Genomic DNA, 25,038 nt, shown 5'->3' with positions numbered 1-25,038 from the left:
GGAGACTATCCCCCCATGCGTCGATCCGCCAGTCGACGAAAGGCGGAGGCGCTCACGATCCTGATCGTTGTGCCGGGGTCGACCGGGGCGCGGCGGGGGCATGACGCCGGCGCGCGCGGTCTTTCCCCGGTCTCAGAGGTAGGGTGGTGTGCAGGCCGAGACCACGACGGCGGGGCGGTCCGAGATGTTGCGGAAGCGGTGCGGCACCTGGGAGTTGAACAGATAGGCGTCGCCCGCCTTGAGGATCTTCTTCTCCGTGCCGACGGTCACCTCGATCTCGCCGGAAATGACGATGCCGCCTTCGTTTGCCGGATGTTCGAGCATGTCGGGTCCGGTGTCGGCGCCGGGCTCATAGGTCTCGTGCAGGATCTGGAGACCGTGCGCGCGGGCGTCGCCGACCTGGCGCAGGGTCAGCGCCCCCGCCACCTGTTCGTGGCTGGTGTAGAGGCGCGAGGTGAGGTCGCGCAGCTGCGTCGGCGTGAAGAAGACCTCGCCGGTCGTTCCCTGATCGGGCTCGAAAAACTCCGACATGCCGACACCCAGCCCGCCGAGGATCTTGCGCAGGCTCGCGACGGAGGGGCTGCTCTTGTTGGTCTCGATCATGGAAATCTGGCCATGCGGCACACCGGCGGCCTCGGCCAGCTGACGTTGCGACAGCCCGTATTGAGCCCGCAGTTCCCTGAGCCGTCCACCAACGTCGAAATCGTCCATCGTCACCTCCGCTGCCGCACCGGATTTACCCGCTCCCCGCGCATTGCTCAAGATCTCTTGCGCCCCCGGGGATTTGGCTTGCTCAAATTCCTGCGCGAAGTTATGGCTATTATCTGAGTTTCACTGATGCGGAGGAGCGGGCATGTCTCGGACCGAAGAACTTATCCAGCGGCGCACGGCGGCCGTGGCCACGGGCGTTGCGACCCGCGGCATCTATGCCGCCAAGGCCGAAAACGCCGAATTGTGGGACGTCGACGGCAATCGCTTCATCGATTTCGCCGCCGGCATTGCCGTCAACAACACCGGCCACCGGCACCCGAAGCTGCTCGCCGCGGTCGCCGAGCAGGCCGAGGCCTTCACCCACACCTGCTTCCATGTCGCGCCCTTCGAGGGCTACGTGAAGCTGGCCGAGCGGCTGAACGCGGCGACGCCCGGCGATTTCACGAAGAAGACGATGCTGGTCACCACCGGCGCCGAGGCGGTGGAGAACGCGGTCAAGATGGCCCGTGCCCACACCGGGCGCTCCGGCGTCATCGCCTTCTCCGGTGCCTTCCATGGGCGCACGCTGATGGGCATGGCGCTGTGCGGCAAGGTCGCGCCCTACAAGAAGGCGTTCGGCGCGATGCCGCCGGAGGTCTATCACGCGGCCTTCCCGAACGCCTATCACGGCGTGACGAGCGAGATGAGCCTCGCCCAGCTCGAGCAGCTGTTCAAGACGACCATCGATGCCGATCGCGTCGCCGCGATCATCATCGAGCCGGTGCAGGGCGAGGGCGGCTTCAACATCGCGCCGCCGGAGTTCCTCAAGGCGCTGCGTGAGATCTGCGACACCCATGGCATCGTGCTGATCGCCGACGAGGTGCAGGCGGGCATGGCGCGCACCGGCAAGCTCTTCGCCATGGAGCATAGCGGCGTGGCGGCCGATCTCGTCACCATGGCCAAGGGTCTGGCCGGCGGCTTCCCGCTGTCGGCGGTGACGGGCCGTGCCGAGATCGTCGACGCGGCGCCGGCGGGCGGCATCGGCGGCACCTATGCCGGCAATCCGCTGGCGGTCGCGGCCGCCAATGCGGTGCTCGAGGTGATCGAGGACGAGGGCCTGTGCGCCCGGGCCGACGAGATCGGGACGCGGATCAAGGGCCGCCTGTCGGCCATTGCCGAGCGTCAGGGCATGGAAGCCATTGGCGACGTGCGCGGGCTCGGCGCGATGATCGCCTTCGAACTCGTCAGCGACCGGGCGTCGCGGGCGCCGGATGCGGCCCTCACCCAGGCGCTCGTCAAGGAAGCGGAAGCGCGCGGGCTGATCATCCTGCCCTGCGGCACGCGCGGCAACGTCATCCGGCTGCTGCCGCCGCTGACCACGCCGATGGAGCAGGTGGACGAGGCGCTCGACATCCTCGAAGCCGCGCTCGAGGCCGCCGTCGCCAGCGCCGCGCGCGCCGCCTGAGGCGGTCGACGTCTCACATGCGATACGCGGATCCCGGGCACGCCTGTCGTGCCCGGGCCTTTTTTTAGGCCGCGCCCGATTGCGCGGCGACGGGCGCGACGATACACGCGCCCCGGAGCTCACGCACAGGAGTTGATCCCATGAAGCAGAATCTCATCGCCGGCGAATGGCGCGGATCGGCCGATGCCTCGGAGAACCGCAATCCCTCCGACGTCACCGATCTGATCGGCCTTTATGCCAGCGGCACGGCGACGGATGTCGAGGATGCCGCCCAGGCCGCCCGCGCCGCCCTGCCGGGCTGGGTCGCCGCCGGCCCGCAGCGGCGGTCGGATCTGCTGGAGGCGGTCGCGCAGGCGCTGTTTGCCCGCGTCGAGGAGATCGGCACGCTGCTCGCCCGCGAGGAAGGCAAGACGCTGGCCGAGGGCAAGGCCGAGACCATGCGCGCCGCACAGGTGTTCCGCTTCTTCTCCGGCGAGGCGCTGCGCATGCCGGGCGATTGCGTCGCCTCGGTGCGTCCCGGCGTCGGCGTCGAGGTGACCCGCGAGCCGGTGGGCGTCGTCGGGCTGATCACGCCGTGGAACTTCCCGATCGCGATTCCGGCCTGGAAGATCGCGCCGGCGCTCGCTTATGGCAACACGGTGGTGATGAAGCCGGCCGATCTGACGCCGGGCTGCGCCCATGCACTGGCCGAGATCCTGGTCGAGGCCGGCGTGCCGGCCGGTGTCTTCAATCTGGTGATGGGTCGCGGCTCGGTGGTCGGCAGTGCGATCGTGCGCCATCCGCAGATCGATGCCATCTCCTTCACCGGCTCCGTGCCGGTCGGTCGGGGGCTCGCCATCGAGGCCGCGCAGTCGCTCAAGAAGGTGCAGCTGGAGATGGGCGGCAAGAACCCGATGGTGGTGCTCGACGACGCGGATCTCGACGTCGCCGTCGAGGCCTGCCTGAACGGCGCCTTCTACTCCACCGGCCAGCGCTGCACCGCGTCGTCGCGGCTGATCGTGCAGGCCGGCATTCACGACGCCTTCGTGGAGCGCCTTTCGGCCGCCGCGCAGGCGCTGAAGGTCGGCCATGCGCTCGACCCGGCGACCCAGATCGGACCCGTGGCCTCCGAATCGCAGCTCGCCGGCAATCTCGACTATGTCGACATCGCCCGCAAGGAAGGCGCGGAGGTCGTCGGCGGCGAGCGCCTCAACGGCGAGACGCAAGGCTTCTTCCAGCGTCCGGCGCTGTTCCTCAACGCGACCAACGCCATGCGCTCCAGCCGCGAGGAAATCTTCGGCCCCTGCGCCAGCGTCATCAAGGTCGCGGATTTCGACGAGGCGCTGGCGGTCGCCAATGACACCGAATTCGGCCTGAGCTCGGGCATCTGCACCGCGAGCCTGAAGTACGCGCGCGAGTTCCGCCGCCGCTCGGCCGCCGGCATGGTGATGGTCAATCTGCCCACCGCCGGCGTCGACTATCACGTGCCGTTCGGCGGGCGGAAGGGCTCCTCGCACGGCCCGCGCGAGCAGGGCCGCCATGCGGCGGAGTTCTACACCGTGGTCAAGACGGCCTACGAATTCGCCGGCTGACCCGGGCGACCCGCGCCGGTTCGAAACCTCACAGACCGTCCGCGTACCCGCGCGGGCGGTCCTTTCGTTCGGGGGGAGGGCCGTCGACGGGCGAGCCCGGACGGTCGCGCCGGCGCGTCAGTCGCGGGCGACGTCCTTTTGCCGGGCCGGGTCGCGCTGGAACTCGGACGGGGTGACGCCGAACTTCTGCTTGAACAGGCGCGAGAACTGGGCCTGGTCGGCGAAGCTGAAGCGGTGCGCGACCTCCGAGATCGCCACGTCGCGCGAGGCTTCGAGGCGGTCGCGCGCGGCGATCAGGCGCTGGTCGCGAATCTGCTGGCGCACGGTGCCGTTCACGTCGCGGAACAGGTCGTGCAGGTAGCGCTTGGAGATGCCGCAGCCTTCCGCGATCAGCTCCGGCGTCAGGTCCGGGTTCTTGAGATTGGCGCGGATGAATTTCTCCACCCGCAGAAGATGGGCGGCGCGCACCGAGGAGTAGCCGCTTTCCGAGGCGCTGTCGCTTTCGGTGAGCGCCAGGCCGAGGAGTTCCAGCAATTGCCGGCCGATGGTGTTTCCGCCGGTCTCGGTGAGCGTGTCGATCTGGCACTGCGCGTGGCCGACCATCGCGGCGAAGAGCGCCGCCGACCCGGAGGTGGCATCGATGACGCGGGCGCAGAAGCGGTCCGGCTGACGGACCCGCTCCGACAGGGCCTTGCGGTTGACCTTCAGCACGAAGAGGTCGTTCGGGCGCTCGTACATGAAGCGGTAGGGCTCGTCGCCGCGCTCGATGATGAAGCCGCCCGGATCGCAGCTCACATCCCGGCCGAGCTGACGGAACTTCACCGAGGTGACGCGCGGCAGGGTGACCAGATACTCCTCCTCGCGCGCGCCGCTGATGTGCGAGCGCCGCCGCTCGTATTTCACCGGATCGGAGGTGAGCCGCGACAGGCTGGCATGCCCGAGGGCGGCGCGACTGAGCCGGCCGTTGAAATGAATGCTGTCCTGGAAGTCGAGCTCGAGCGGGAAATAGGCCTCCGAGATCACGCTGCTCCAGCGGCTGGAACGGTGCTGCGGCTCGGCTGACGTCGTCGAGAAGCGGAACCCGGCGGTCATATCAGTAGTCCTCCCGCAGATACTGTTACGCAAGCCCGCGCGTTCATACAAATTATTTCTCGATTCTGCGCTGAGCGACAAATCGGAGTGCGCACAACGTCAAATATTTATGCGCCTCCGGTCAATCACTTGTGCGTGCAGCGTCAAGACCCGAAGCACGTAATCGTGGACTCTTGCTTTCGAGATCGACGTGCAGGAGGAGCGCGCCGGTTCGGGAGGACAAAAAAGCGAACCCCGCTGGCGGGCCTTCTGCGTTCAAGCAGAGGACCGAACTCATGGCATCTAGAAAAGTGGATCCGATCACCCTGTCGGTGGTGCGGGGCGTGCTGGAAACGACGCAGCGCGAGATGACGCTCGCGCTCGAGAAGACCGCGCGCAGCTCGGTGTTCAATCTGGCGCACGACTATTCCACGGCGCTGTTCAACCACACGCCGGAGATGATCCTTCAGGGGCAGGACATTCCCATTCACCTGGGCAGCCTGATCCCGGCGATGAAGGCGGTCGACAGGTTCTTCGACGGCGACATCCACGAAGGCGACCTGATCCTTCACAACGACCCGGACTACGCCGGCAGCCACATCATCGATACCTGCATGTACTATCCCGTCTTCTATGAGGGCGAGCTGGTCTTCTGGACGGTGTGCAAAGGCCATCTGACCGACATCGGCGGTCCGGTTCCCGCCGGCTACAACCCGGAAGCCAAGGAGATCTACGCGGAAGGCCTGCGCATTCCGCCGATCAAGATCTGGGACAAGGGGGTGCCGCGCAACGACATCCTCAACATGCTGCTCACCAACATGCGCGCCCGCCGCGACCAGGAAGGCGACTTCAACGCGCTGATCGGCGCCTGTCAGGTGGGCGCGCGCAATCTGACCGCGCTGATGGACAAATACGGCAAGCGCACGGTGCAGGACTGCATCGAGGTGCTGCTGGACATGGCCAACAAGCACATGAACAGCCTGATCGCGAAGGTGCCCGACGGCACCTACACCGGCACGGCCGTTCTGGAGGACGCCGGCCACGGCTTCGGCGACTTCGACATCACCGCGACGGTCACGATCAAGGGCGAGAGCTGCCACATCGAGATCGAGAGCCCGCCGCAGATCCCGTATTTCATCAATTCCTACGAGGGCAACAGCTACTCCGGCGTCTACCTCGGGCTGATGATGTTCGCCCAGCTGCCGCCGCCCTACAACGAGGGCCTCTACCGCAACGTGACGGTGGACATGGGCCCGCGCGGCACGCTGTGCAACGCCAAGCCGCCCGCACCGCACGCCAACTGCACCACCACGCCGATGGAAACGCTGACCGACGCGGTGCGGCTCGCCTTCGAACAGGCGGCGCCGGACAAGGTCTCGGCGAGCTGGGGCCATGCCAACGGCTGCAACATCGCCGGCTGGGACACCCGTCACGACGAGGAATACGTGACCATGGTGCTGGCCTCGATCATCTGCGGCGCCGGCGCCACGGCGAGCCAGGACGGCTGGCACGTGCGCGGACCGGAGTGCTGCTTCGGCGCGCTCACCTCGGGCGACATCGAGATGCTCGAGCACTCCTATCCGATCATCATTCACCGCTACTCGATGATGACCGACTCCGGCGGGGCCGGGAAGTTCCGCGGCGGCTCCGGCGCCTGCTGGGAGGTCGAGCCGCTCGACAAGCCGATGACGCTGGTCACCTTCGGCGAGGGCCGCCGGATCCCGGCCATGGGTGCCGGCGGCGCGAGGTCGACCATGATCGAGACCAAGGTCGGCCGGCTCGAGATCACCCGCAACGGCAAGACCGAGGTGATCACCGACAACGTCATCGAAACCATCCACCCGGGCGAGCGGGCGGCCAACAAGAACCCGGGCGGCGGCGGCTTCGGCAACCCGTTCGAGCGCGAGATCGGCCGCGTGGTCGACGACATCCGCAACGGCCTCGTCAGCATCGAGGGCGCCCGGCTCGACTACGGCGTCGTCATCGCCGACCCCGAAACGCTGGCGGTGGACGAAGCCGCCACCGCCAAGGCGCGCGCGGCCGCGGCCTGACGCCCCCGACAAGAAAGGACATTTCCAATGCGTAGCAAATATCGTCTGGGCATCGACGCGGGCGGCACGTTCACCGACTTCATCCTGGCGAGTGCCGAAGGCCAGGTGCAGATCTTCAAGGTGCTGTCGACGCCGACCGAGCCGACCAAGGCCATCCAGAACGGTCTGGCGCTGATCGCCGAGGAAACCGGCCTCTCCGCCAAGGAGATCGTCTCCAACTCCGACCTGTGCATCAACGGCACCACCGTCGGCCTCAACGCGCTGATCACCCACACCGGCGCCAAGACCGGCCTGATCGCCACCGAAGGGCACCAGGATTCGCTCGAGATCCGTCTCGGCCACAAGGAAGACGGCTACCGCTACGATCCGGACTATCCGCCCGCGACGATGCTGGTGCCGCGCCATCTGCGCAAGGGCATCCGCGAGCGGGTCATCTCCGACGGCAGCGTGCGCACGCCGCTCAACGAGGACGACGTGCGCGCGGCCTGCGACTACTTCATCGCCGAGGACGTGGAATCGGTGGCCATCAGCTTCGTCTGGTCGGTGCTGCATCCCGAGCACGAGCGCCGCGCGGCGGAGATCGTGCGCGAGATGATGCCGAATGTCCGCCTGACGGTCGGCAGCGAGCTCTATCCGCAGGTGCGCGAGTACACCCGCACCTCCACGGCCGTGGTCAACGCCTATCTGGCGCCGATCCTGCAGCGCTACGTGGAGGCGATCGACGCCTATTTCCGCGAACTCGGCTCAAAGAACCCGGTGCGCTACTTCCAGTCCAACGGCGGTCTGGCGCTCGGCAAGGTCGTGTCCGACCAGTCGGTCTATGCGATCAACTCCGGTCCGGCCTCCGCGCCGCAGGCCGCGCTCGACGTCGCCAAGCCGTGGGACGAGAAGAACATCATCACCTGCGACATGGGCGGCACGTCCTTCGACATCACGCTGACCAAGGACGGCAAGGCCAACATCAACAAGAACATCGACTTCCTGCGCTACCGCATCGGCATTCCGATGATCCAGGTGGAAACGCTGGGCGCCGGCGGCGGGTCGATCGGCTGGATCGACGAGATGGGCCTGATGCAGATGGGCCCGCAGTCGGCCGGCTCGGAGCCGGGACCGGCCTGCTATGGCCAGGGCGGCGAGCGCCCGACCACCACCGACGCCAATCTCGTGCTCGGCTATCTCAACGCCGACGGCCTCGTCGGCGGGCGGCTGCCGCTCGATCTGGACAAGGCGCGCAAGGCGATCAAGACGCATCTGGCCGACCCGCTGGGCATCAGCGTCGAGAAGGCGGCGCACGGCATGTTCACCATCGTCAACAACAACATGGTGAACGCCATCCGCCGGGTGTCGGTGGAACGCGGCTACGATCCGCGCGACTTCGTCCTGATGGGCGCGGGCGGCGCGACGGGCGCGCATATCACGGCGCTGGCGCGCGAGATGGGCATCTCCAAGGTGCTGGTCAACAAGCTGGCCTCGGGACTGTGCGCCTACGGGCAGATCATCTCCGACGTGAAGTACAACTACATGGCCCCGGCGCCGCTGCGCCTGCAGGGCGCCGAGGCGGCGAAGACGCTCGACGCCCTGTTCAACGACCTGGAGACCAAGGGTCGGGACGATCTGTCGGGCGACGGCTTCACCGAGAGCGACATCACCATCAGCCGCACGCTCGACATGCGCTATGTCGGCCAGGTGCACGAATGCACGGTGGAGATCGACCCCTTCGAGGTCACGGAAGACAGCCTGGAGACCATCAAGGCCGCGTTCCACGCCCGTCACCGTGAGCTCTACACCTACGACGAGCCGCACAATCAGGTCGAGGTGGTGAACGTGGAAAGCACCATCACCGGTCTGGTCGACAAGCCGCCGCACATGAAGCTGGCGCGCGGCAAGGGCGCGGCCTCCGCCCTCAAGGGCCACCGCGACATGGTGTTCAACGCCGACGGCATCGCGCAGAACACGCCCGTCTACGACGGCTCCGCCTTCGGCGCCGGCGACGTGCTGCACGGGCCGGCGGTGATCGAGGAGGTCACGACCACCATCGTCGTGGAGCCGGGCTGGACGGTGACCCTGCACGAGACCGGCACCTACGTCCTGACGGCCGACGCGCCGGAGGCGGGCGCGCTGCCGGCCAAAGAGCTGGCCGAGGCCTGAGCCATGCAGGCTGAGGCGCGTGTGGGGGGCGTCCTCGAGGCGTCCAAGGTGAGCGTGGCGTTCGGTGGCTTCACGGCGCTGAGCGACGTGACCCTCACCATCACCCCCGGCACGGTGCACGGGCTGATCGGGCCGAACGGGGCGGGCAAGACCACCATGGTCAACGTCCTCACCGGCTTCCAGGCTCCGACGTCCGGCCGCGTGACCCTGAGCGGTCAGGATGTCGGAACCCTGCCGGCGCACGCGTTGCGCCGGCAGGGGGTTGCCCGCACCTTCCAGGCCGGGCGGCTGTTCGGCGGGCTGGACGTGCTGGACAATCTGGCCGTCACCGGGGTCGGGCTCGGTCATTCCCGTCATGCGTCGGAGGTCGAGGCGCTGCGTCTGCTCGAATGGATGGGCGTGTCCCATCTCGCCGAGCAGCCGGCGGCGGGGCTGCCCTACACCGACGAACGCCGCGTCGGCATCGCCCGGGCGCTGATGTTCGCGCCGCAGTTCCTGCTGCTCGACGAGCCGGCGGCGGGCATGTCGGAGGAAGAGGCCGCCGATCTCGCCGGGCTGATCCGCCGCGTGGCGACGGATCTGGGCACCGGGGTGCTGCTCATCGAACACAACGTCGCGCTGGTGCTGTCGGTGACGAGCCACGTCTATGTGCTCGACGCCGGGCGGCTGATCGAGGAAGGCGACCGCGGCGTGATCACCGCCAGCCAGCGGGTGCGCGACGCCTATTTCGGTGCCGACCAGGAGGCCGCGTGATGTCCAAGCTCGGAGTGTTCGATCTCTCGGTGCGTTACGGCAAGGTGCCGGCGATCACCGATCTGACCATGCAGGTGGCGGAGGGCGAGCGCGTCTTCGTCTCGGGACCCAACGGGGCGGGGAAGTCCTCGCTGCTGCGGGCGATCAGCGGGGCGGTTCCGACCACGCACGGCCGCATCGAGATGGACGGCGACCTGCTGACCGGCCGCCGGCCGGAGGCGATCGCCCGCCTCGGCCTGTCGATGGTGCCCGAGGGGCGCGAAATCTTCGCCACCCTGTCGGTTGAGGAAAACTTGCGGGTCGGCACCGGCATCCGCCGCGACCGGGAGGCCATCGAGACCGACCTCGCGGAGGTCTTCGACGCCTTCCCGATCCTGCGCGAACGGCGGGCGGCGAGCGCCGGCGCGCTGTCGGGCGGGCAGCAGCAGATGCTCGCCATCGGCCGCGCGCTGATGACCAATCCGAAACTGATGATGGTCGACGAGCCCTCGCTCGGTCTGGCGCCGAAGATCGTCGACCAGGTCTACGACACGCTGTGCGCGCTGCAGGAGGAACGCAGCCTGACGCTTCTGATCGTGGAGCAGAGCTCGCTGCGCGCCGCGCGCGTCGGCGGACGGATGCTCCTGATGCGCGGCGGCCGGATCGTCGGCGAGGGCAATGCCGCCGACATGGTCGACCGCGACGCGCTGGCGCAGGCCTATTTCGGCGCGCCTCAACCCGCAACGGAGGCGGCTTCATGACCAACCTCGCCCAGCTTCTCTTCGACGCGACGGCGCTCGGCGGAATCTACGCCATGGCCGCGCTCGGCATCGCGCTGATCTTCGGCGTGATGAATCTGGTGAATTTCGCGCATGGCGAATATATCGCCTTCTGCGTCTTCGCGCTGATCGTGCCGTCCACCGACGCGGTGGCCGTGATGTTCCTCGGCAACGCGCCGGCGCTGATCCTGGTGCCGCTGGTGCTGCTCATCGGCGCGGCCATCGCGGTGGCGTCCGAATACGCCGTGTTCCGGCATCTGCGACGGGTCGAACCGGTGGCGCTGATGATCGCCTCCTTCGCGCTCGGCTTCGTGATCCGCAACGTGCTTCTGGCGGTCTATGGCGGGCGGCCCAAGGCGATCAGCCTGTGGCCCGATCTCAACGTGCCGATCTCGATCGCCGGCGCCGACGTGCCGCTGCTGCAGATCATCGTCATCGTCGCGACGCTCGCCGTCGTCACCGGGCTTGCGCTCCTGCTGAAAAAGACGCGCTTCGGGCTGGAAATGCGCGCGGCGGCCGAGGATTTCACCATGGCGCGGCTTTTGGGGGTGCGGGCCAATGTGGTGATCACCGGCGCCTTCGCCCTGTCGGGCGCGCTCGCGGCGGCTGTGGGTCTGATCATGGCCACCCAGACGGGCGTCGCGGATGTGCGCATGGGCGGCCAGATCATGCTGGTGGCCTTCATCGCGACGGTGATCGGCGGCCTCGGGTCGCTGCCCGGGGCGGTGGCCGCCGGGTTTCTGATCGGCGCGGTCTCGGTGCTGCTCCAGGCGTTCCTGCCGCTGGAGGCCCGCCCGTTTCGCGATGCCTTTCTCTACACGCTGGTGATCGTCTGCCTGCTGGTCCGTCCGCAGGGGCTGTTCGTTCCCGCCTCCGCCAAGCCGAGGGTCTGAGATGACGTCGAAACACGCGCAGAACCGTCTCGCGGCCTATTCCACGCCGCTGATCCTGGCCGCGATCCTCGCCGCGCTGGTGGTGCTCGTCACGCTGTTCGGCGACAAGGCCATGGCCCGCACCGCCGCCGAGGTGCTGGTCCGGGTGACGCTGGTCGTGGCGCTTTGGATCTTCGTCGGCAACTCCGGCATCATCAGCTTCGGCCATGCCGGCTACATGGCCATCGGCGCCTATTGCTCGGCCTGGCTGACGCTGAAGCCGCAAAGCAAGGCGCTGTTCCTGCCCGACCTGCCGCAATGGCTGATGCAGGCGCAGTGGGACGTCTTTTCCGCCTCGCTCGCCGCCGGCGGGCTGGCGGCGCTGGTCGCCTTTCTGTCGGGGGCGGCGATCCTGCGGCTGTCCGGGATCGCGGCGGCGATTGCCACCTTCGCCTTCCTGGCGATCGTCAACACCGTCTATTCCAACTGGGAGGGGGTGACCGGGGCGACGTCGTCGGTGGTCGGCCTGCCGCGCTACGTCGACCAGTGGGTTGCGCTCGGCTGGGCGGTCGCGGCCATCGTGGTGGCCAATGTCTACGCCAACTCCGCCTCGGGGCTCGCGCTGCGCGCCTCGCGGGAGGACGAGGTCGCCGCGCGGGCGTCCGGTGTCAACATGTACCGCCACCGCCTGCTGTCGCTGGTGATCTCCGGTTTCTTCGCCGGCGTCGCCGGCGCGCTGCTCGGCCATTCCATCGGCGTGCTCAACCCCGACAGCTTCTATCTCGGCATCACCTTCATCTCGCTGGCGATGCTGGTCGTCGGCGGCATTGGCAGCCTGTCCGGCGCGGTCACGGGCGTGCTGGTCCTGTCGCTGCTGATCGACCTGCTGGTGCGCGCCGAACAGGGCATCGCAATCGGCTCCACCAGCTTTTCGCTGCCCTCCGGCAGCCAGGAAATCCTGATCGGGATCGCGATGATCCTGGTTCTGATCGTCCGCCCGAGCGGGCTGACGGCGGGGCGGGAGTTCAAGATCAGGCTCAAAAAGACCTGACCGCCCCCGCGCCAACAAAAACCGACCACCACCAGAGGAGTACTCCCATGAAACGACTGGCTCTCGCCACGGCCCTTGCCGCCGCCACGCTGCCGGCCGGGGCGCTCACCGCCGCCGCCGACGACATCACCGTCGGCTTCGCCATCGCCCAGTCGGGCTGGATGGAAGCCTATGACACCCCGGCGGCGACGGCGGCGAAGATCCGCATCGAGGAGATCAACGCGAACGGCGGGCTGCTCGGCCGCCAGATCGACTGGATCGTCGCCGACACCAAGACCGACCGGCAGCAGTCGGCCAAGGCCGGGCTGCAGGTGATCGACGCCGGCGCGGACATGATGATCGTCAGCTGCGACTACGACTTCGGCGCGCCGGCGGCGCTTTCGGCGGAAGCGGAGGGCATGGTGTCCTTCTTCCTGTGCGCCGAGGACGTCAAGGCCGGCATCCAGGGCGTCGGCCCGCATGCCTTCTCCGGCTCGGTGCTGGCCGCCGTGCAAGGCGCGACGGTGGCCGAATGGGCCCATGCCAGGCGCGACGCGCGCACCGGCTATGTGCTGCTCGACACCACCATCGAGTACAACAAGGGCATCTGCACGGGCTTCGACTGGATGTTCCCGCAGCTCGACGGAACCGAGATCGTCGGCCGCGACACCTTCAAGAACGACGACGCCTCCATCGCCAGCCAGATCTCGCGCATCAAGGCGCTGCCGAGCCAGCCGGACGTGATCATGCTGTGCTCCTACATTCCCGGCGCGGCCTCGGCGGTGCGCCAGCTGCGCGCCGCAGGCATCACCTCGCTGATCCTCAACGGGTCCGCCGCCGACGGCTCCTACTGGCTCGACGCCACGCCGGATCTCTCGGGCTTCATCGTGCCGGTGCAGGGCTCGATCTACGGCGACGATCCGCGCCCCGAGGTCGAGGCCTTCAACACGGCCTACGCGGAAAAGACCGGCGCGCGTCCCTCCAGCCAGTACGCCTATCCGGGCTACATCCTGGTCGACCTGTGGGCCAAGGCGGTGGAACGCGCCGGCACGCTCGACGGTGCCGCGGTGACCGCGGAGCTTGAAAAGATGCGCGACGAGCCGACCGCCTTCGGCCCGCGCAGCTTCTCCGCCGAGCTGCATCACCAGAACACCGCCGAGATGCAGATCATCGAGATCACCGACGGCACGCCGGCGGCGGTCGACAGCTGGACCATCACGCAGCCGGTGCCGCTCGAGGTGCTGCTGAACTGATCGCCGATCCACGTGCCCCATCGTATCGGGACTGCCCCGTCCCTTGGGGGCAGGACCCGGATCGGCCACTTGGCGTCCCCGGCACCGGGGACGCCTTTTTTGTTGCCTTAGTCGGCGTCTTCGATGCCGAAGGCTGAGAGAAAGCGGTCCACCGCGCGGGTGATTGCCTCGGACGGGTCATCCGGGCAGGGCATGCGGTAGATGTGCTGGCGGATGCCGATGTAGACGATGCCGCCGTGCAGGTTCCAGATGTCCTCCATGGTCGGCGCGTTGCAAGCGGGCGCCTCCGCCTCGATCTCGGCGCGCAGAGGTCGCAGGATCACCTCGCCCAGATGCTTCAGGTAGCGCCGGTTCAGTTCCGCGCCGCAAAGCCCTGAAAACATGAAGATGCGCATCCATTCGTATTCGAAGATGAGCCGGCTGTACTCGGTGTAGAAGGCGAGCAGACGGGCGCGCAAAGGCACGCTGCGGTCGGTCAGCCGTTCCGGCCAGTCCGGGGCCAGCCGGTCGAGATAGACACGCTCGTAGACCGCCTCGATCAGCTCGTCCTTGGTGGCGAAATAGTTGAACAGCAGCGACTGGGTCACGCCGAGACGCCTGGCGAGATCGCGGGTCTTTCCGTCGAATCCCACCTCCGCGAAGAAGGCCACCGCGCCGTCGATGATCTGCCGCCGCCGTTCCTCCGGCGGCAGCCGTCGCCGCGTGCCTCGCGTCGCTTCCGCAAGCCCCTGCGCCCCGTCCGTCGTGTCCATTCGTGGTCCCCGTTGTCTCGGCCGCCCACAATCTACTTGCATTTGTCCGATTTTTATAGATCATTCGATCAACAAGGTTGAGCAGCTGCTCAATAAGGGCGTGGGCAAGCGCCGTCACAAGGGAGGAAGCCATGAAGGCATCGGCGGGCGGTTACGCCCGGGCCACCGACGTGCGCCATGCGCTGGAGCTGCTCGAGGCAGCCGACGGCGCGGGCCGGGTGCTGGCCGGCGGGCAAAGCCTGGTCGCGGCGATGAACATGCGCCTGTCGGCGGACGATCTGCTGGTCGACATTTCCCGGATTTCCGAACTGTCCGGCGTGCGCGACACGGGCGACGCCCTGCACATCGGCGCGCTGACGCGCCATGTCGCGGTCGGCGCCGATCCGCTGGTGCGCGACCATGTGCCGCTGCTGGCGCAGGCGGTGTCGCGCATCGCCCATGCCGCGATCCGCAATCGCGGCACCATCGGCGGGGCGCTCGCCCATGCCGATCCTGCCGCCGAGTTTCCCGCCTGCGCCCTGGCGCTCGATGCGGTGCTGCACATCGAGGGGCCGCAGGGGCGGCGCGATGTGGCGGCCGGCGATTTTTTCGTGGATCTCTTCGAAACCGCGATCGGGGAGGGCGAGATCCTCACCGGTCTCACCGTGCAAAAGGCGGTCGCCGGCGAGGCGCATGCGCTTGAAGAGGTCGCGCGGCGCTCCGGCGACTATGCGCTTGCCGGCCTGTGTCTGGTGAAGCGCCCGGCCGGGCATCGGGTCTCGCTGCTCTCCGTCGGACCGCGCCCCGTGCTGGCGACGAATGCCATGGCCGCGCTCGACCGCGGCGATCTCGACGGCGCGGTGGCGGCGCTCGGCGAAGAACTCGATCCGCCGTCCGACACGCAGGCGACCGCCGCCTACCGGCGTCATGTCGCCGGCGTCCTGCTGCGCCGGGCCGTCGCGGCCATCGAGGGAGGAAGCGCATGAGTGAGATGTTTCGCGACACGGTCGACATCGAGCTGACCGTCAACGGCGAGCCGGTCGAGGCGCGGGTGCCCGCCGGCCAGCATCTGATCGATTTCCTGCGGCTTCAGGTGGGCCTGACGGGCGCGCATGCGAGCTGCGAGCACGGCGTGTGCGGGGCCTGCACCGTCGATGTCGACGGGCAGGCCGTGCGCGGCTGCCTGATGCTCGCCGCCCAGGCCGACGGGGCCGAGGTCTGGACCGTCGAGGGCCTGTCCGACACCGCCGCCATCCGCGATCTTCAGGACGCCTTCGTCGCGCGCAACGCGCTGCAATGCGGCTTCTGCACGCCCGGCATGCTGGTCTCGGCGCGCGAGCTTCTGGCGCGCGGCGGCGTGCCGACGCGCGCCGAGATCCGCGAGCACATGTCCGGAAACTACTGCCGCTGCACGGGCTATGAGGCCATCGTGGACGCGGTCGAGACGGTGGCGCGCGCGCGGGCCGGAAAGGGGGCAGCATGACCATTCCGTTCGGCAATCCGGATCGGCCCAACTCCTACATCGGCAAGACCGTGCCGCGCCCGAACGCGCGCCGGCTTGTCGAGGGGCGGGGCAAATACGTCGACGACATCGTGCTGCCGCGCATGGTGCATGTCGCCTTCGTGCGTTCGCCCTTCGCCCATGCCCGCATCGCGGGGATCGACGCAAGCGCGGCGCTCGGCGTCAAGGGCGTTCTGCGGGTCTTCACCGGCGCGGAGATCGCCGAGGTGTGCACGCCCTGGGTGGCGGTACTCGCCCATCTCAAGGGGCTGAAATCCCCGCCCGAACATGCCATCGCCGTGGAGCGGGCCTGCTGGGTCGGGGAGCCGGTTGCCGCCGTGGTGGCGACGTCGCGCGCGGCGGCCGAGGACGGCGCGGCGCTGGTCGAGGTGGATTACGAGCCGCTGCCGGCCGTCACCGACATGATGCGCGCGCTCGATCCCGAGACGCCCGTGCTGCATGCCGACATGGGCGACAATCTCGCCTTTCGCCGGCTGCACGAACAGGGCGACGTCGATACGGCCCTCACCGAGGCGCATACGGTCGTCTCCGCGCGCTTTCGCACCGCCCGCCACACCGGTGTGACGCTGGAGCCGCGTTCGATCCTGGTCGACTGGAACCCGGCCGAGGGCCAGATGACCGCCTATCACGCGACCCAGGCGCCGCACATGATCCAGGCGGTGCTGGCCAAGCATCTCGACCTGCCCGAGGGGCGCGTGCGCGTCGTCTGCGATGATGTCGGCGGCTCCTACGGCATCAAGGTGCATGTCTATCCCGATGAGGTGGCCACCGCCGCGATCGCGAAGATCATGGGTCGGCCGGTGAAATTCGTGGCCGATCGGCTGGAGAGCTTCACCACCGACATTCACGCCCGCGATCACGAGATCGAGGCGCGGCTCGCCGTCGCGCAGGACGGGCGCATCCTCGCCATGGACGTGGACGACTGGACGGCCATCGGCGCCTATTCCGTCTACCCGCGCACCTCTGCCATCGAGGGCAACCAGGTGGTGAACCTGTGCGGCGGGCCCTACGACTTCGAGAACTACCGCGCGCGCACCAGCGTCGTCTTCCAGAACAAGACGCCGACGTGCCAGTATCGGGCGGTAGGGCACCCGATCGCGGTCGCGGTCACGGAAGGGCTGGTGGACATGGCGGCCGCGAAGCTCGGGCTCGATCCGGTCGAGATCCGTCGTCGCAACATGTATGCCGACGATGCCTATCCCGTGACCTCGCCGGCCAACATGCGCTTCGAGGGCCTGTCGCATCATGCTTCGATGGCCAAGCTCGTCGAGCTGATGGACTATGACGCGCTGCGCGCCGAACAGGCGGCCTTGCGCGAACGCGGCATCCATCGCGGCATCGGCATCGCGAGCTTCATCGAGCTGACCAACCCCTCGCCCTTCATGTACGGGATCGGCGGCGCCCGCATTTCCGCGCAGGACGGCTGCACGGTGCGCATGGATCCCGACGGCTCGCTCGTCGCGCTGTCGGGCGTCACCGAGCAGGGGCAGGGCACGGAAGCGATGCTCGCCCAGGTCGTCGCCGAAGGCGTCGGCGTCGCGCCGCAGCGCGTGCGGGTGATCACCGGCGACACGCAGGTCACCCCCTATGGCGGCGGCACCTGGGCCTCGCGCGGCGCCGGCATCGGCGGCGAGGCGGCCCTGCGCTCCGCCCGGGCCCTGCGCGATTCCATTCTGGAGGTCGCCGCCGCGCTGCTTCAGACGGAGCAGGCGCAGCTTGATGTCCGCGACGGCGCGGTGGTCGACGGCACGTCCGGCGAGGTGCGCATGCCGCTGGAGGAACTCGGCCGCATCGTCTATTTCCGCGGCGATACGCTGCCCAAGGGCCTGCCGCGCGAACTGGTGCAGACCCGCCATTACATCACCTCGGATTACCCCTTCGCCTTCACCAACGGCGTGCAGGCGTCCTATCTGGAGGTCGACACCGAGACGGGCGTCGTCACGCTCCTGAAGCACTGGTGCGTGGAGGATTGCGGGCGCATCATCAATCCGCAACTCGTCGACGAGCAGATCCGCGGCGGCATCGTCCAGGGGCTGGGCGGCGCGCTCTTCGAGGAAATCCACTACGACGCGGACGGCCAGCTGCTCAACGGCTCGATGGCCGACTATCTGGTGCCGATGGCCGGGGAAATGCCCGACATGGTGATCGGTCACGTGGAGACGCCGACCATGGAAAGCCTGCTCGGCGCCAAGGGGGCGGGCGAGGCGGGCACCGCCGGCGCGCCGGCCGCCGTGATGAACGCGATCAACGACTGCCTGCGGCCCTTCGGCGCGCAGGTCACCGACATGCCCTTTACGCCGGAGCGCATCCTGCGCGCGCTGGGCACGCTCCGCGACTGAGCCCGATCAAAAGCCGGGGCGCGGGAGGAACGACGCCCCACACCGAGGGAGGAAAGCATGAACTTCAAGACATTGACGCTTGCCAGCGTGGTGGCCCTCGTCTCCGCCGGAGGCGCGGCCGCGCAGCAAACCATCACCGTCAACATCGGCTCGTCGCACCCGGAGCAGAACATCTGGGTCTATGCGATGAAGAACACCTTTCAGCCGGAGGTGAACCGCCTTCTCGCCGAGGCGGGCGACTACCAGGTCAACTGGGTCGAGTCCTACGCCGGCACGCTCTACAAGTTCACCGACACCCGCGAGGCGGTGATGGACGGGATCGTCGACGTCGGCATGGTCGGCACGGTCTGGGAAGGGGCGAACATGCCGCTCCAGAACGTGACCTATTTCACGCCGTTCGCCACCGAAGACCACAAGATGCTGATCGACATCTTCGACGATCTGTCGCAGAACCTGCCCGAGCTGCGCGACAGCTGGGCGCAGAACGGCATGGTGCATCTGTCGTCGCTGATCACCGACAGCTACGACATCTACGCGACCTTCCCGGTCGCCTCCTTGGCGGATCTCCAGAACCGCAAGCTGAACGCGCCGGGCACCTCGGCCAACTGGCTGCGCGAGACTGGCGCGACGCCCGTCGACGGTGCGCTGACCACCTATTACACCAACATCCAGACCGGCGTGACCGAAGGCACGCTGTCCTTTGCATCCGGCATCCTGCCGACCCGCGTCTATGAGGTCGCGCCGGAACTGACCCGCGTCGGCATCGGCTCGATGTATTTCGGTGGCATCGCGGCCAACAAGGACTTCTTCGAGGGCCTGCCGGAGCCCGTGCAGGCGGCCTTCCGCGAGGCCGCGAAGGCGACGTCACTCGCGCACGGGCAGTATGTCGAGGATCTCGCTACCCGCGCGCTGAAGGAAATGCAGGAGGCCGGCCTGACCATCCACGAGCTGCCCGAGGCGGAAAAGGCGAAGTGGGTCGAGGGTCTGCCGAACATCGTCGAGCCCTGGCTGGAGCAGACGGGCGACGCCGGCCGGGTCGTGCTGAAGGCCTATTTCGACGCCCTGCGGGAACGCGGCGCCACGCCGCTGCGCGCCTGGGACGCGGGGCTTTGATCCTCGCCCCTCGACCGATCCGATGACCGCCGCACCGCCCGCGCTTTCGTGCGGGCGGTGTCCCGTCTTTCCTTTCCAGCACATGCGGTTGCGACGATGAGCGATGAAAGCCAAGCGGACCCGGACGACGGTTTCGTCCCGCCGTTCTCGCAGGCGCCCTTCGGGGCGATCCTGGCCAGCGTGGCGGCGGTAATGTCCTCCGTCGGAACGCTGGGGATCGGTGCCTTGATGCTGCTGATCGTTGCCGATGTCCTCGGACGCAATTTCTTCAACGCGCCGATCACCGGGGTGGCGGAAATCGCCGCGCGCGCGGTGGTCGCCATCGTCTTTCTCCAGATCGCAGCCGCCATCCTGCAAAAGCGCCTGACGCGCGCGGATTTCCTGGTGCGTCGCCTTGCCAAGGTCTCGCCGCGCACCGTCTGCCTGCTGGAGGCGGTGTTCGCGCTGACCGGGGCGGTGGTCTTCGCGCTGATCGTCTGGGCGTCCTGGCCGAAGCTCGCCAGCGCCTGGGCGACCTCGGAGTTCTTCGGCGTGCAGGGCGTGTTCACGATCCCGACCTGGCCGTTTCGTGCGATCACCGTCGTCGGCGCCGGCGTTGCCGTGCTGGCCGCGCTCTACCGGGCGCGGGACGAGATCTGCAAGCTGAGGAGGCCGGCATGACGACGCTTGCCATCGGCTTCGCGCTGGTCGGGGTTCTGATCGCCCTCGTGCTGCTCGGCATGAACATCGCCTATGCGCTCTTTGCCGTCGCCTTCGCCGGTATCTGGATCATCCGCGACAATCTCGACCTCGCCTTCCGGATGCTGGAGCTCACCGCCTACAGCGGCATCGCCGACTATCTCTTCGCGACCATTCCGCTTTTCGTGCTGATGGGATTGCTGGTCAGCGTGTCGAACGTCGGGCGCGACACCTTCGAGGTGGCGGAAGAGCTGCTGCGGCGGATGATCTGCGGGCTCGGCGTCGCGACCGTCGCGGCCAATACGGTGTTCGCGGCGGTGACGGGGGTTTCCATCGCCTCGGCGGCCGTCTTCACCCGCGTCGCGGTGCCGGAGATGACCCGGCACGGCTATCGCCCGGCCTTTTCCGCCGGCACGGTCGCGGGCTCGTCGGTGCTCGGCATGCTGATCCCGCCGAGCCTGCTGCTCATCGTCTACGGCGTGCTGGCGGAGGTTTCCATCGGCGGCATGTTCATCGCCGGCATCGTCCCGGGCCTGCTGCTCGCCGGCGGCTTCGTGGCGATGCTGATCGCGGTCACCATCGCCTTTCCCGGCTTCGTGCTGACCGATCCGGAGGCTGCGCGCGAACGCCGGCTCGACCGTGCTATCGAGCCGATGCCGGTGTCGCGGATGATCGCCAAGCTGCTGCCGATCCTGGCGCTGGTGGTTCTGGTGCTCGGCGGTCTCTACACCGGTTACTTCACGCCGACGGAGGCCGGCGGCGTCGGTGCCTTCGGCGCGCTGATCGTCGCGCTGTCGCGCCGTTCGCTCGACCGCCACAAGCTGTGGCAGGTGATGAAGCAGACCGGCGTCATCTCGGTCTCCATCCTGATCCTGCTGATCGCAGCGAGCTTCTACTCGCGCATGCTTTCCATCGCGGGCCTGCCCAACGCCATTGCTGGCCTGGTCGCGGACACCGGCCTCGGGCCGATGGGCTTCCTGGTGTTCTATGCGGCGATCATCCTGCTCATGGGCATGATCCTCGACAGCACCTCGATCCTGCTCATCATGGTGCCGATCGCCGCCCCCATCGCGCTCAGCATGGGGCTCGACCTCAGCCATTTCGGCATCGTCACCGTGCTCGCGGTGGAGATCGGCCTGCTGACGCCGCCCTTCGGCATCTCGGTCTTCACCGTGCACAACACGTTGAACGATCCGTCAGTCTCGGTGGAACAGATCTTCGCCGCAACGCTGCCCTTCATCGGGGTGATGATGGCGGTGCTTGCGCTGGTGATTGTCTTTCCGACGCTCTCGACCGTGTTTCTCTAGAACCGCAAGCCTTGCGTCAGAACTCCGGCGGACAGCAGGCGTCGCCGATGGATACGAGGTTCGAGGTGCGCAGGATCCGTACCTCGCCCAGATCGCCGCACAGCGGGTCGTCGAAGGGCCCGTTGGGTTCCGGGAGCAATTCCACCGCAAGCGCCGTCAGCGGCGTGTCGGGATCGAAGCCGATCTCGTCGAGCCGGGCGGCGATCTCGTCCACCTTCCAGATCGCTTCGGCCGTCGGCGGCAGGCCGGCCGTGCGTCCCCGGCTGCGGCGCTTGCGCAAGGGCGCGCCCTTGCGCAGGTCGATCTGCACGTTGCGATGGGTCGCGCCGTCAGCCTGCACGATGCGTCCGTAGAGCACGAACCAGACCTCGGTGTTCGGATCGCGCGGGCCGACCTCGCGGGCGTTGAGGATCGGTGTGGCATAGACCGAGGAGGCGGCGAGCAGGCTCTTCGTCCGGCGCACCGCGCAGGACAGGCGCGGGGCGGGGTGCTGCACGCCTTCCAGCACGAAGGCGGGGCCGAAGCGCCCCTGCGCGGTCGACCAGAAGGGCGCGGCCGCCGTCCCGCGCGGATGGCCGACGCGCAGTTCGTAGGTGAAGAAGCCGAAGAGTTCCGCCGATTGCGAGGTCAGATGCGCCGGCAGCGGCACCGCGTAGTGCCGGTCGGAATCGGCGGCCGGGATCAGCGGCTGCATGGCCGACAGGCCGGCGAAATCGTCGCTCTGGCCCGGCCGGATCACGCGCACCGTCTCAGGGTCGAGATCGATCTCGGCGTAAGGCGGCGGGTCGGCGGCCGGCTCGTAAGCCGGAAGGAGCATCGGGTCGGGCGTGTTCCACAAGACCCGGGCGTAGTAGATGTCGCGCGGGTCCTTGTCGGGATCGTCCTCCAGTTCCAGCCACAGCATGCGCTCGCGCGGGGCGGTCGCCTCATAGTCGCCGAGAATGCGGTAATCGGCGAAGGCAAGCCCCGCCGATACGACCTTGGGCGCGACGCGCGGCGGCGTGGCGACGGGAAGATGCGTCTCCAGCGCGATCGTCTCGCTCGCTCCGTTGGCGAAGCGCGCGACGAGCTCATAGGTCACGCGGGCTTCCCTAGGAAAGCCGTCGGTGTCCACGGGCGGGTTCATCGCATCGAGGAAGACGATGTCGACGCCCTCGCGCTCCGGTGTGGCCCGCAGGGCCTGCTGGTTGACCGCATGCTCGACGGACAGCGTGCCGAGGCTCTTGGTGGAGACCTGTCCGCCCGGTACCAGTTCCACGCGCCGCCGCAGGCTGAGCGCCGGGGCGGCCAGCCCGATCCAGCTCCAGTCGCGGTCGAGCGTCACGGTGACGACATTGAGCCAGATCCGCTCCAGTTCGCTCGGGCTGGTGATCGTCAGCGCGCCATAGTCCGGCGACAGATGATGGCGCAGGCCGGCGCAGCCGAAGACGGTGCGTCGGCCCGGCGCGCCATAGAGCGTATTGTCGTCGGCGACGAGTTGCACTGCCGCCGCCAGCCGCTTGGCGAGCACCGGCGAGGGGCCGGCCTGCGCCACCGCGACGCGCGTCGGGGCGGCGGCCGGCGGATCGGGCTGCAGGAAGACGGAGGCGAGCCGTTCCTGCGGTGTTGTGGGGGCCAGCAACGCGCTTTCCGTCGCAGCCGGTGCGCGCAAGGCGCCGGGCCACAGTTCGCCGATGGCGCCATGGCGGGCCGCGTCGGAGCCGAAATAGGCATGATCCACCCGGGAGACGGCGCGCAGGGCGACCTTCACGTCGCGCGCCGTCGGCAGCTTGATCGCGCCGGTTTCGGAGCCCGGCGCCGCGCCGGCGGTCGACCAGACGACGTCCGCCAGATGCGCGCAATCGATCCACTCCAGTTCGAGATCGACCGGGTCGGCCCTGTCGAGGTCCACGAGCGCAGGGAAGCTGCGATAGGTCGTGTAGAGCGGCACGTAGCCCGTCTCGCCGCCGGCCGGGTCGAAGCGGGGTGCTGCGACGAGGACGGTGATCTCCAGATAATCGGCGTCCGGGTCCGGCATCGCCGGCAGCACCTGCGCGCCGGGACCGGCGAGCAGATTGGCGCGGGCGATGTCGCGCAGATGCTCGAAGGCGCCGGGATAGTCGGTGTAGACCGCCTGCGGGTACTGGATCGTCGGGCGGGTCACCGCGAAGCGGCGCGGGACGGCCAATGCGCCGCCGTCGCGGTCGCGCGCCGTCACGGGGCCCGGTTTGACGTGCCGCTTGAAGGCGTGGCGCGCCACCGGGGCCGGAGCCGGATTGGCGGACGTATCGCTCAGGTCCGGACCGCCGCCGGTGGTGTCGGCAAGGCGCACGCGGAACTCGTAGCTGCGCCCGTAGCGCAGGGGCACCGCATCGGCGCCGACGCCCTCGAAGGGCAGCGCGCGCGGACGCGGCGGTCCCGACAGAAGCATCTCGTCGTCGCTCGGGGCGGTCAGCGAACCGCCTTCCCAGCGCGTGAAGAAGGCCGGCAGCCAGAAGGCGTCGCCGAGCGTCGTCGGGTGAACCTCGACGGTCATTTCGCCGGTGAAGGGGGGGATCTGGGCCGTGCCGAGCGACAGGCCGGAGGAGGCGATCCCGGTCAGCGAGGTCCAGTCGCGCGTGCCGGCTGCGCGCACGTCGACCCGGTAGCCGAGCACCGCGCTCGGCGCGTCCGGCGGGGTCGAGCCGTCCATCTCGGTACCGGCGCCCCGGTTCATGCCGACGAGCACGTCCTCGTCGTCCCAGGCGAGCTGGATGCCGGGGTCGATCTGCACCTCCGGCTGGTCGGCGCCCTCGTCTTCGTCCTCGTCCGTCGCGATCAGCGCTGAGAGCGGCTGGCGGGCGTGCACGATCTTGGCGAAGCCGTCGTCGAAGGCGGCCGCCTCGGGAAACACCTGGTCCAGCGCGCCGAAGGCGGCCGCGCCGGCGGCATCCGTCGCGACGGGAAACAGCGTCGCGGTGAAGACGGAACGGGCCGTTCCCTGCGTCAGCTCGGGGATCCGGGTGGCGTGCAGCTTGAGATAGTCCGGGTCGACGGCGGCCTGCGCGGCGAAAGGGCTGCCGGGCGCCAGCGTGAAGAACAGCCAGCCGCCGGGAAAGGCGGGGTCGAGCGGGATCTCGACGCTGTGGATCAGCCCGGCGGCGCGGGCGACCGCCGGCTGGCGCATGGCGATGGCGAAGGCCTCGCCCCAGCTGATGTCGTCGCTCGGCGGCTTGATCGGTCGGCCGGGCGGCGGCGCGCATTTCAGCAGGCAGGCATAGGTGTCGTCGGTGGAGGCGAGCGGCGTCTTCGGCGCGACGAAGGCATGCGACCGGCGATAGCTGTTGGGCAGATACTTGCGGATACGGAAGGTGTCCGAGCGCTTGTGGCTCGCCGGCGGGCGCGTGATCTTGAACTGCGCGCGCAGCCAGTCGAAGACGCCTGTCTGGCTCGCAGGCGGCACCAGCGTCGTCGAGGCGCCGGTGGGCGGCACGTCGGCGACGGTCGGCACGCGGCCCGCATCGGCCGAGACATGCGGCTGCAACTCGAGCTTGGTGCCCGCGAAGGACGGTGCCGCCGGCGCGCCGGGCGCGGTGGAGGCGAGCGGCTGGGCCGGATCGCCGACCGGCACCAGCAGCACGTTGAGCGTCAGCCGCGCGGTCGCGGCGTCGTAGCTCTGCAACAAAGGGATGATCGTCAGGCGTGGCGGCGTCATGGCCTGTCTCCCC

Annotated in this window: 19 protein-coding genes; 15 read left to right on the top strand and 4 right to left on the bottom strand. The window is 68.5% G+C overall.

From position 1 onward, the window contains the following. Nucleotides 1-132 precede the first annotated feature (132 nt). The gene (locus ABL312_RS13935) at nt 133-711 is read right to left on the bottom strand and encodes a cupin domain-containing protein (RefSeq protein ID WP_349358002.1); all 579 of its coding nucleotides are present in this window, start codon (nt 709-711) and stop codon (nt 133-135) included. 142 nt (nt 712-853) lie between these two features. Here ABL312_RS13935 and gabT point away from each other — a divergent pair, with 142 nt between their 5' ends. Together gabT and ABL312_RS13925 are read left to right on the top strand one after the other, a co-directional pair. After that, nucleotides 854-2,155, top strand: coding sequence for a 4-aminobutyrate--2-oxoglutarate transaminase (gabT, locus tag ABL312_RS13930; RefSeq protein ID WP_349358001.1), 1,302 nt, complete (start codon nt 854-856; stop codon nt 2,153-2,155). A 140-nt stretch (nt 2,156-2,295) separates the two neighbouring features. Continuing rightward, nucleotides 2,296-3,726: an aldehyde dehydrogenase family protein gene (locus ABL312_RS13925; RefSeq protein ID WP_349358000.1), complete on the top strand. Its 1,431-nt coding sequence runs from the start codon at nt 2,296-2,298 to the stop codon at nt 3,724-3,726. A gap of 117 nt (nt 3,727-3,843) precedes the next feature. On the opposite strand, the gene ABL312_RS13920 is transcribed toward ABL312_RS13925, so the two are convergent. Beyond that, nucleotides 3,844-4,818, bottom strand: coding sequence for a helix-turn-helix domain-containing protein (locus tag ABL312_RS13920; RefSeq protein ID WP_349357999.1), 975 nt, complete (start codon nt 4,816-4,818; stop codon nt 3,844-3,846). A gap of 275 nt (nt 4,819-5,093) precedes the next feature. On the opposite strand from ABL312_RS13920, the gene ABL312_RS13915 reads away from it, so the two are divergent. Genes ABL312_RS13915 through ABL312_RS13885 form a run of 7 tightly spaced genes read left to right on the top strand, consistent with a single transcriptional unit; the run spans nt 5,094 to nt 13,662 of the window. Next, entirely contained in the window at nt 5,094-6,848 is a 1,755-nt protein-coding gene (locus tag ABL312_RS13915; protein ID WP_349357998.1) for a hydantoinase B/oxoprolinase family protein, read from the top strand. 27 nt (nt 6,849-6,875) lie between these two features. Then, nucleotides 6,876-8,996 (top strand): hydantoinase/oxoprolinase family protein, encoded by a 2,121-nt coding sequence (locus ABL312_RS13910; protein ID WP_349357997.1) that lies wholly within the window; start codon nt 6,876-6,878, stop codon nt 8,994-8,996. Between the two features lie 48 nt (nt 8,997-9,044). After that, nucleotides 9,045-9,749 carry an ABC transporter ATP-binding protein gene (locus tag ABL312_RS13905; RefSeq protein WP_349357996.1) on the top strand — a complete coding sequence of 235 codons (705 nt, stop codon included), beginning with the start codon at nt 9,045-9,047 and terminating at the stop codon, nt 9,747-9,749. Further along, complete coding sequence (locus tag ABL312_RS13900) at nt 9,749-10,489, top strand: ABC transporter ATP-binding protein (protein ID WP_349357995.1); 741 nt, start codon at nt 9,749-9,751, stop codon at nt 10,487-10,489. Before ABL312_RS13905 ends, ABL312_RS13900 begins: the two co-directional genes overlap by 1 nt. Continuing rightward, the gene (locus tag ABL312_RS13895) at nt 10,486-11,400 is read left to right on the top strand and encodes a branched-chain amino acid ABC transporter permease (protein WP_349357993.1); all 915 of its coding nucleotides are present in this window, start codon (nt 10,486-10,488) and stop codon (nt 11,398-11,400) included. The genes ABL312_RS13900 and ABL312_RS13895 overlap by 4 nt, the downstream gene beginning before the upstream one ends. A 1-nt stretch (nt 11,401) precedes the next feature. Further along, nucleotides 11,402-12,430 (top strand): branched-chain amino acid ABC transporter permease, encoded by a 1,029-nt coding sequence (locus ABL312_RS13890; protein ID WP_349357992.1) that lies wholly within the window; start codon nt 11,402-11,404, stop codon nt 12,428-12,430. Nucleotides 12,431-12,477: 47 nt separating this feature from the next. Continuing rightward, the gene (locus tag ABL312_RS13885) at nt 12,478-13,662 is read left to right on the top strand and encodes an ABC transporter substrate-binding protein (protein WP_349357990.1); all 1,185 of its coding nucleotides are present in this window, start codon (nt 12,478-12,480) and stop codon (nt 13,660-13,662) included. A gap of 107 nt (nt 13,663-13,769) precedes the next feature. Here ABL312_RS13885 and ABL312_RS13880 read toward each other — a convergent pair whose 3' ends face one another. Continuing rightward, nucleotides 13,770-14,414, bottom strand: coding sequence for a TetR/AcrR family transcriptional regulator (locus ABL312_RS13880; RefSeq protein WP_349357989.1), 645 nt, complete (start codon nt 14,412-14,414; stop codon nt 13,770-13,772). A gap of 131 nt (nt 14,415-14,545) precedes the next feature. Here ABL312_RS13880 and ABL312_RS13875 point away from each other — a divergent pair, with 131 nt between their 5' ends. The 6 genes from ABL312_RS13875 (at nt 14,546) to ABL312_RS13850 (ending at nt 21,352) form a co-directional block, all read left to right on the top strand. After that, a complete protein-coding gene (locus tag ABL312_RS13875; protein WP_349357988.1) occupies nt 14,546-15,379 on the top strand; it encodes an FAD binding domain-containing protein in 834 nt (277 codons plus the stop codon). Next, entirely contained in the window at nt 15,376-15,876 is a 501-nt protein-coding gene (locus tag ABL312_RS13870; protein ID WP_349357987.1) for a (2Fe-2S)-binding protein, read from the top strand. The genes ABL312_RS13875 and ABL312_RS13870 overlap by 4 nt, the downstream gene beginning before the upstream one ends. After that, nucleotides 15,873-18,254: a xanthine dehydrogenase family protein molybdopterin-binding subunit gene (locus ABL312_RS13865; RefSeq protein WP_349357986.1), complete on the top strand. Its 2,382-nt coding sequence runs from the start codon at nt 15,873-15,875 to the stop codon at nt 18,252-18,254. Before ABL312_RS13870 ends, ABL312_RS13865 begins: the two co-directional genes overlap by 4 nt. Before the next feature lie 57 nt (nt 18,255-18,311). Then, nucleotides 18,312-19,367, top strand: a complete 1,056-nt coding sequence (locus ABL312_RS13860) for a C4-dicarboxylate TRAP transporter substrate-binding protein (RefSeq protein ID WP_349357985.1) — start codon at nt 18,312-18,314, stop codon at nt 19,365-19,367. Between the two features lie 96 nt (nt 19,368-19,463). Next, the gene (locus tag ABL312_RS13855) at nt 19,464-20,027 is read left to right on the top strand and encodes a TRAP transporter small permease (RefSeq protein ID WP_349357984.1); all 564 of its coding nucleotides are present in this window, start codon (nt 19,464-19,466) and stop codon (nt 20,025-20,027) included. Beyond that, nucleotides 20,024-21,352 carry a TRAP transporter large permease subunit gene (locus ABL312_RS13850; RefSeq protein ID WP_349357983.1) on the top strand — a complete coding sequence of 443 codons (1,329 nt, stop codon included), beginning with the start codon at nt 20,024-20,026 and terminating at the stop codon, nt 21,350-21,352. Before ABL312_RS13855 ends, ABL312_RS13850 begins: the two co-directional genes overlap by 4 nt. A gap of 16 nt (nt 21,353-21,368) precedes the next feature. Here ABL312_RS13850 and ABL312_RS13845 read toward each other — a convergent pair whose 3' ends face one another. After that, entirely contained in the window at nt 21,369-25,025 is a 3,657-nt protein-coding gene (locus ABL312_RS13845) for a hypothetical protein (RefSeq protein WP_349357982.1), read from the bottom strand. Nucleotides 25,026-25,038: the final 13 nt, after the last annotated feature.

The organism is Stappia sp. (genome assembly GCF_040110915.1).
Taxonomy (GTDB): Bacteria; Pseudomonadota; Alphaproteobacteria; order Rhizobiales; family Stappiaceae; genus Stappia.
The sequence above is the reverse complement of the archived record's forward strand: the minus strand, read 5'-3'. Positions and strand labels throughout refer to the sequence as shown.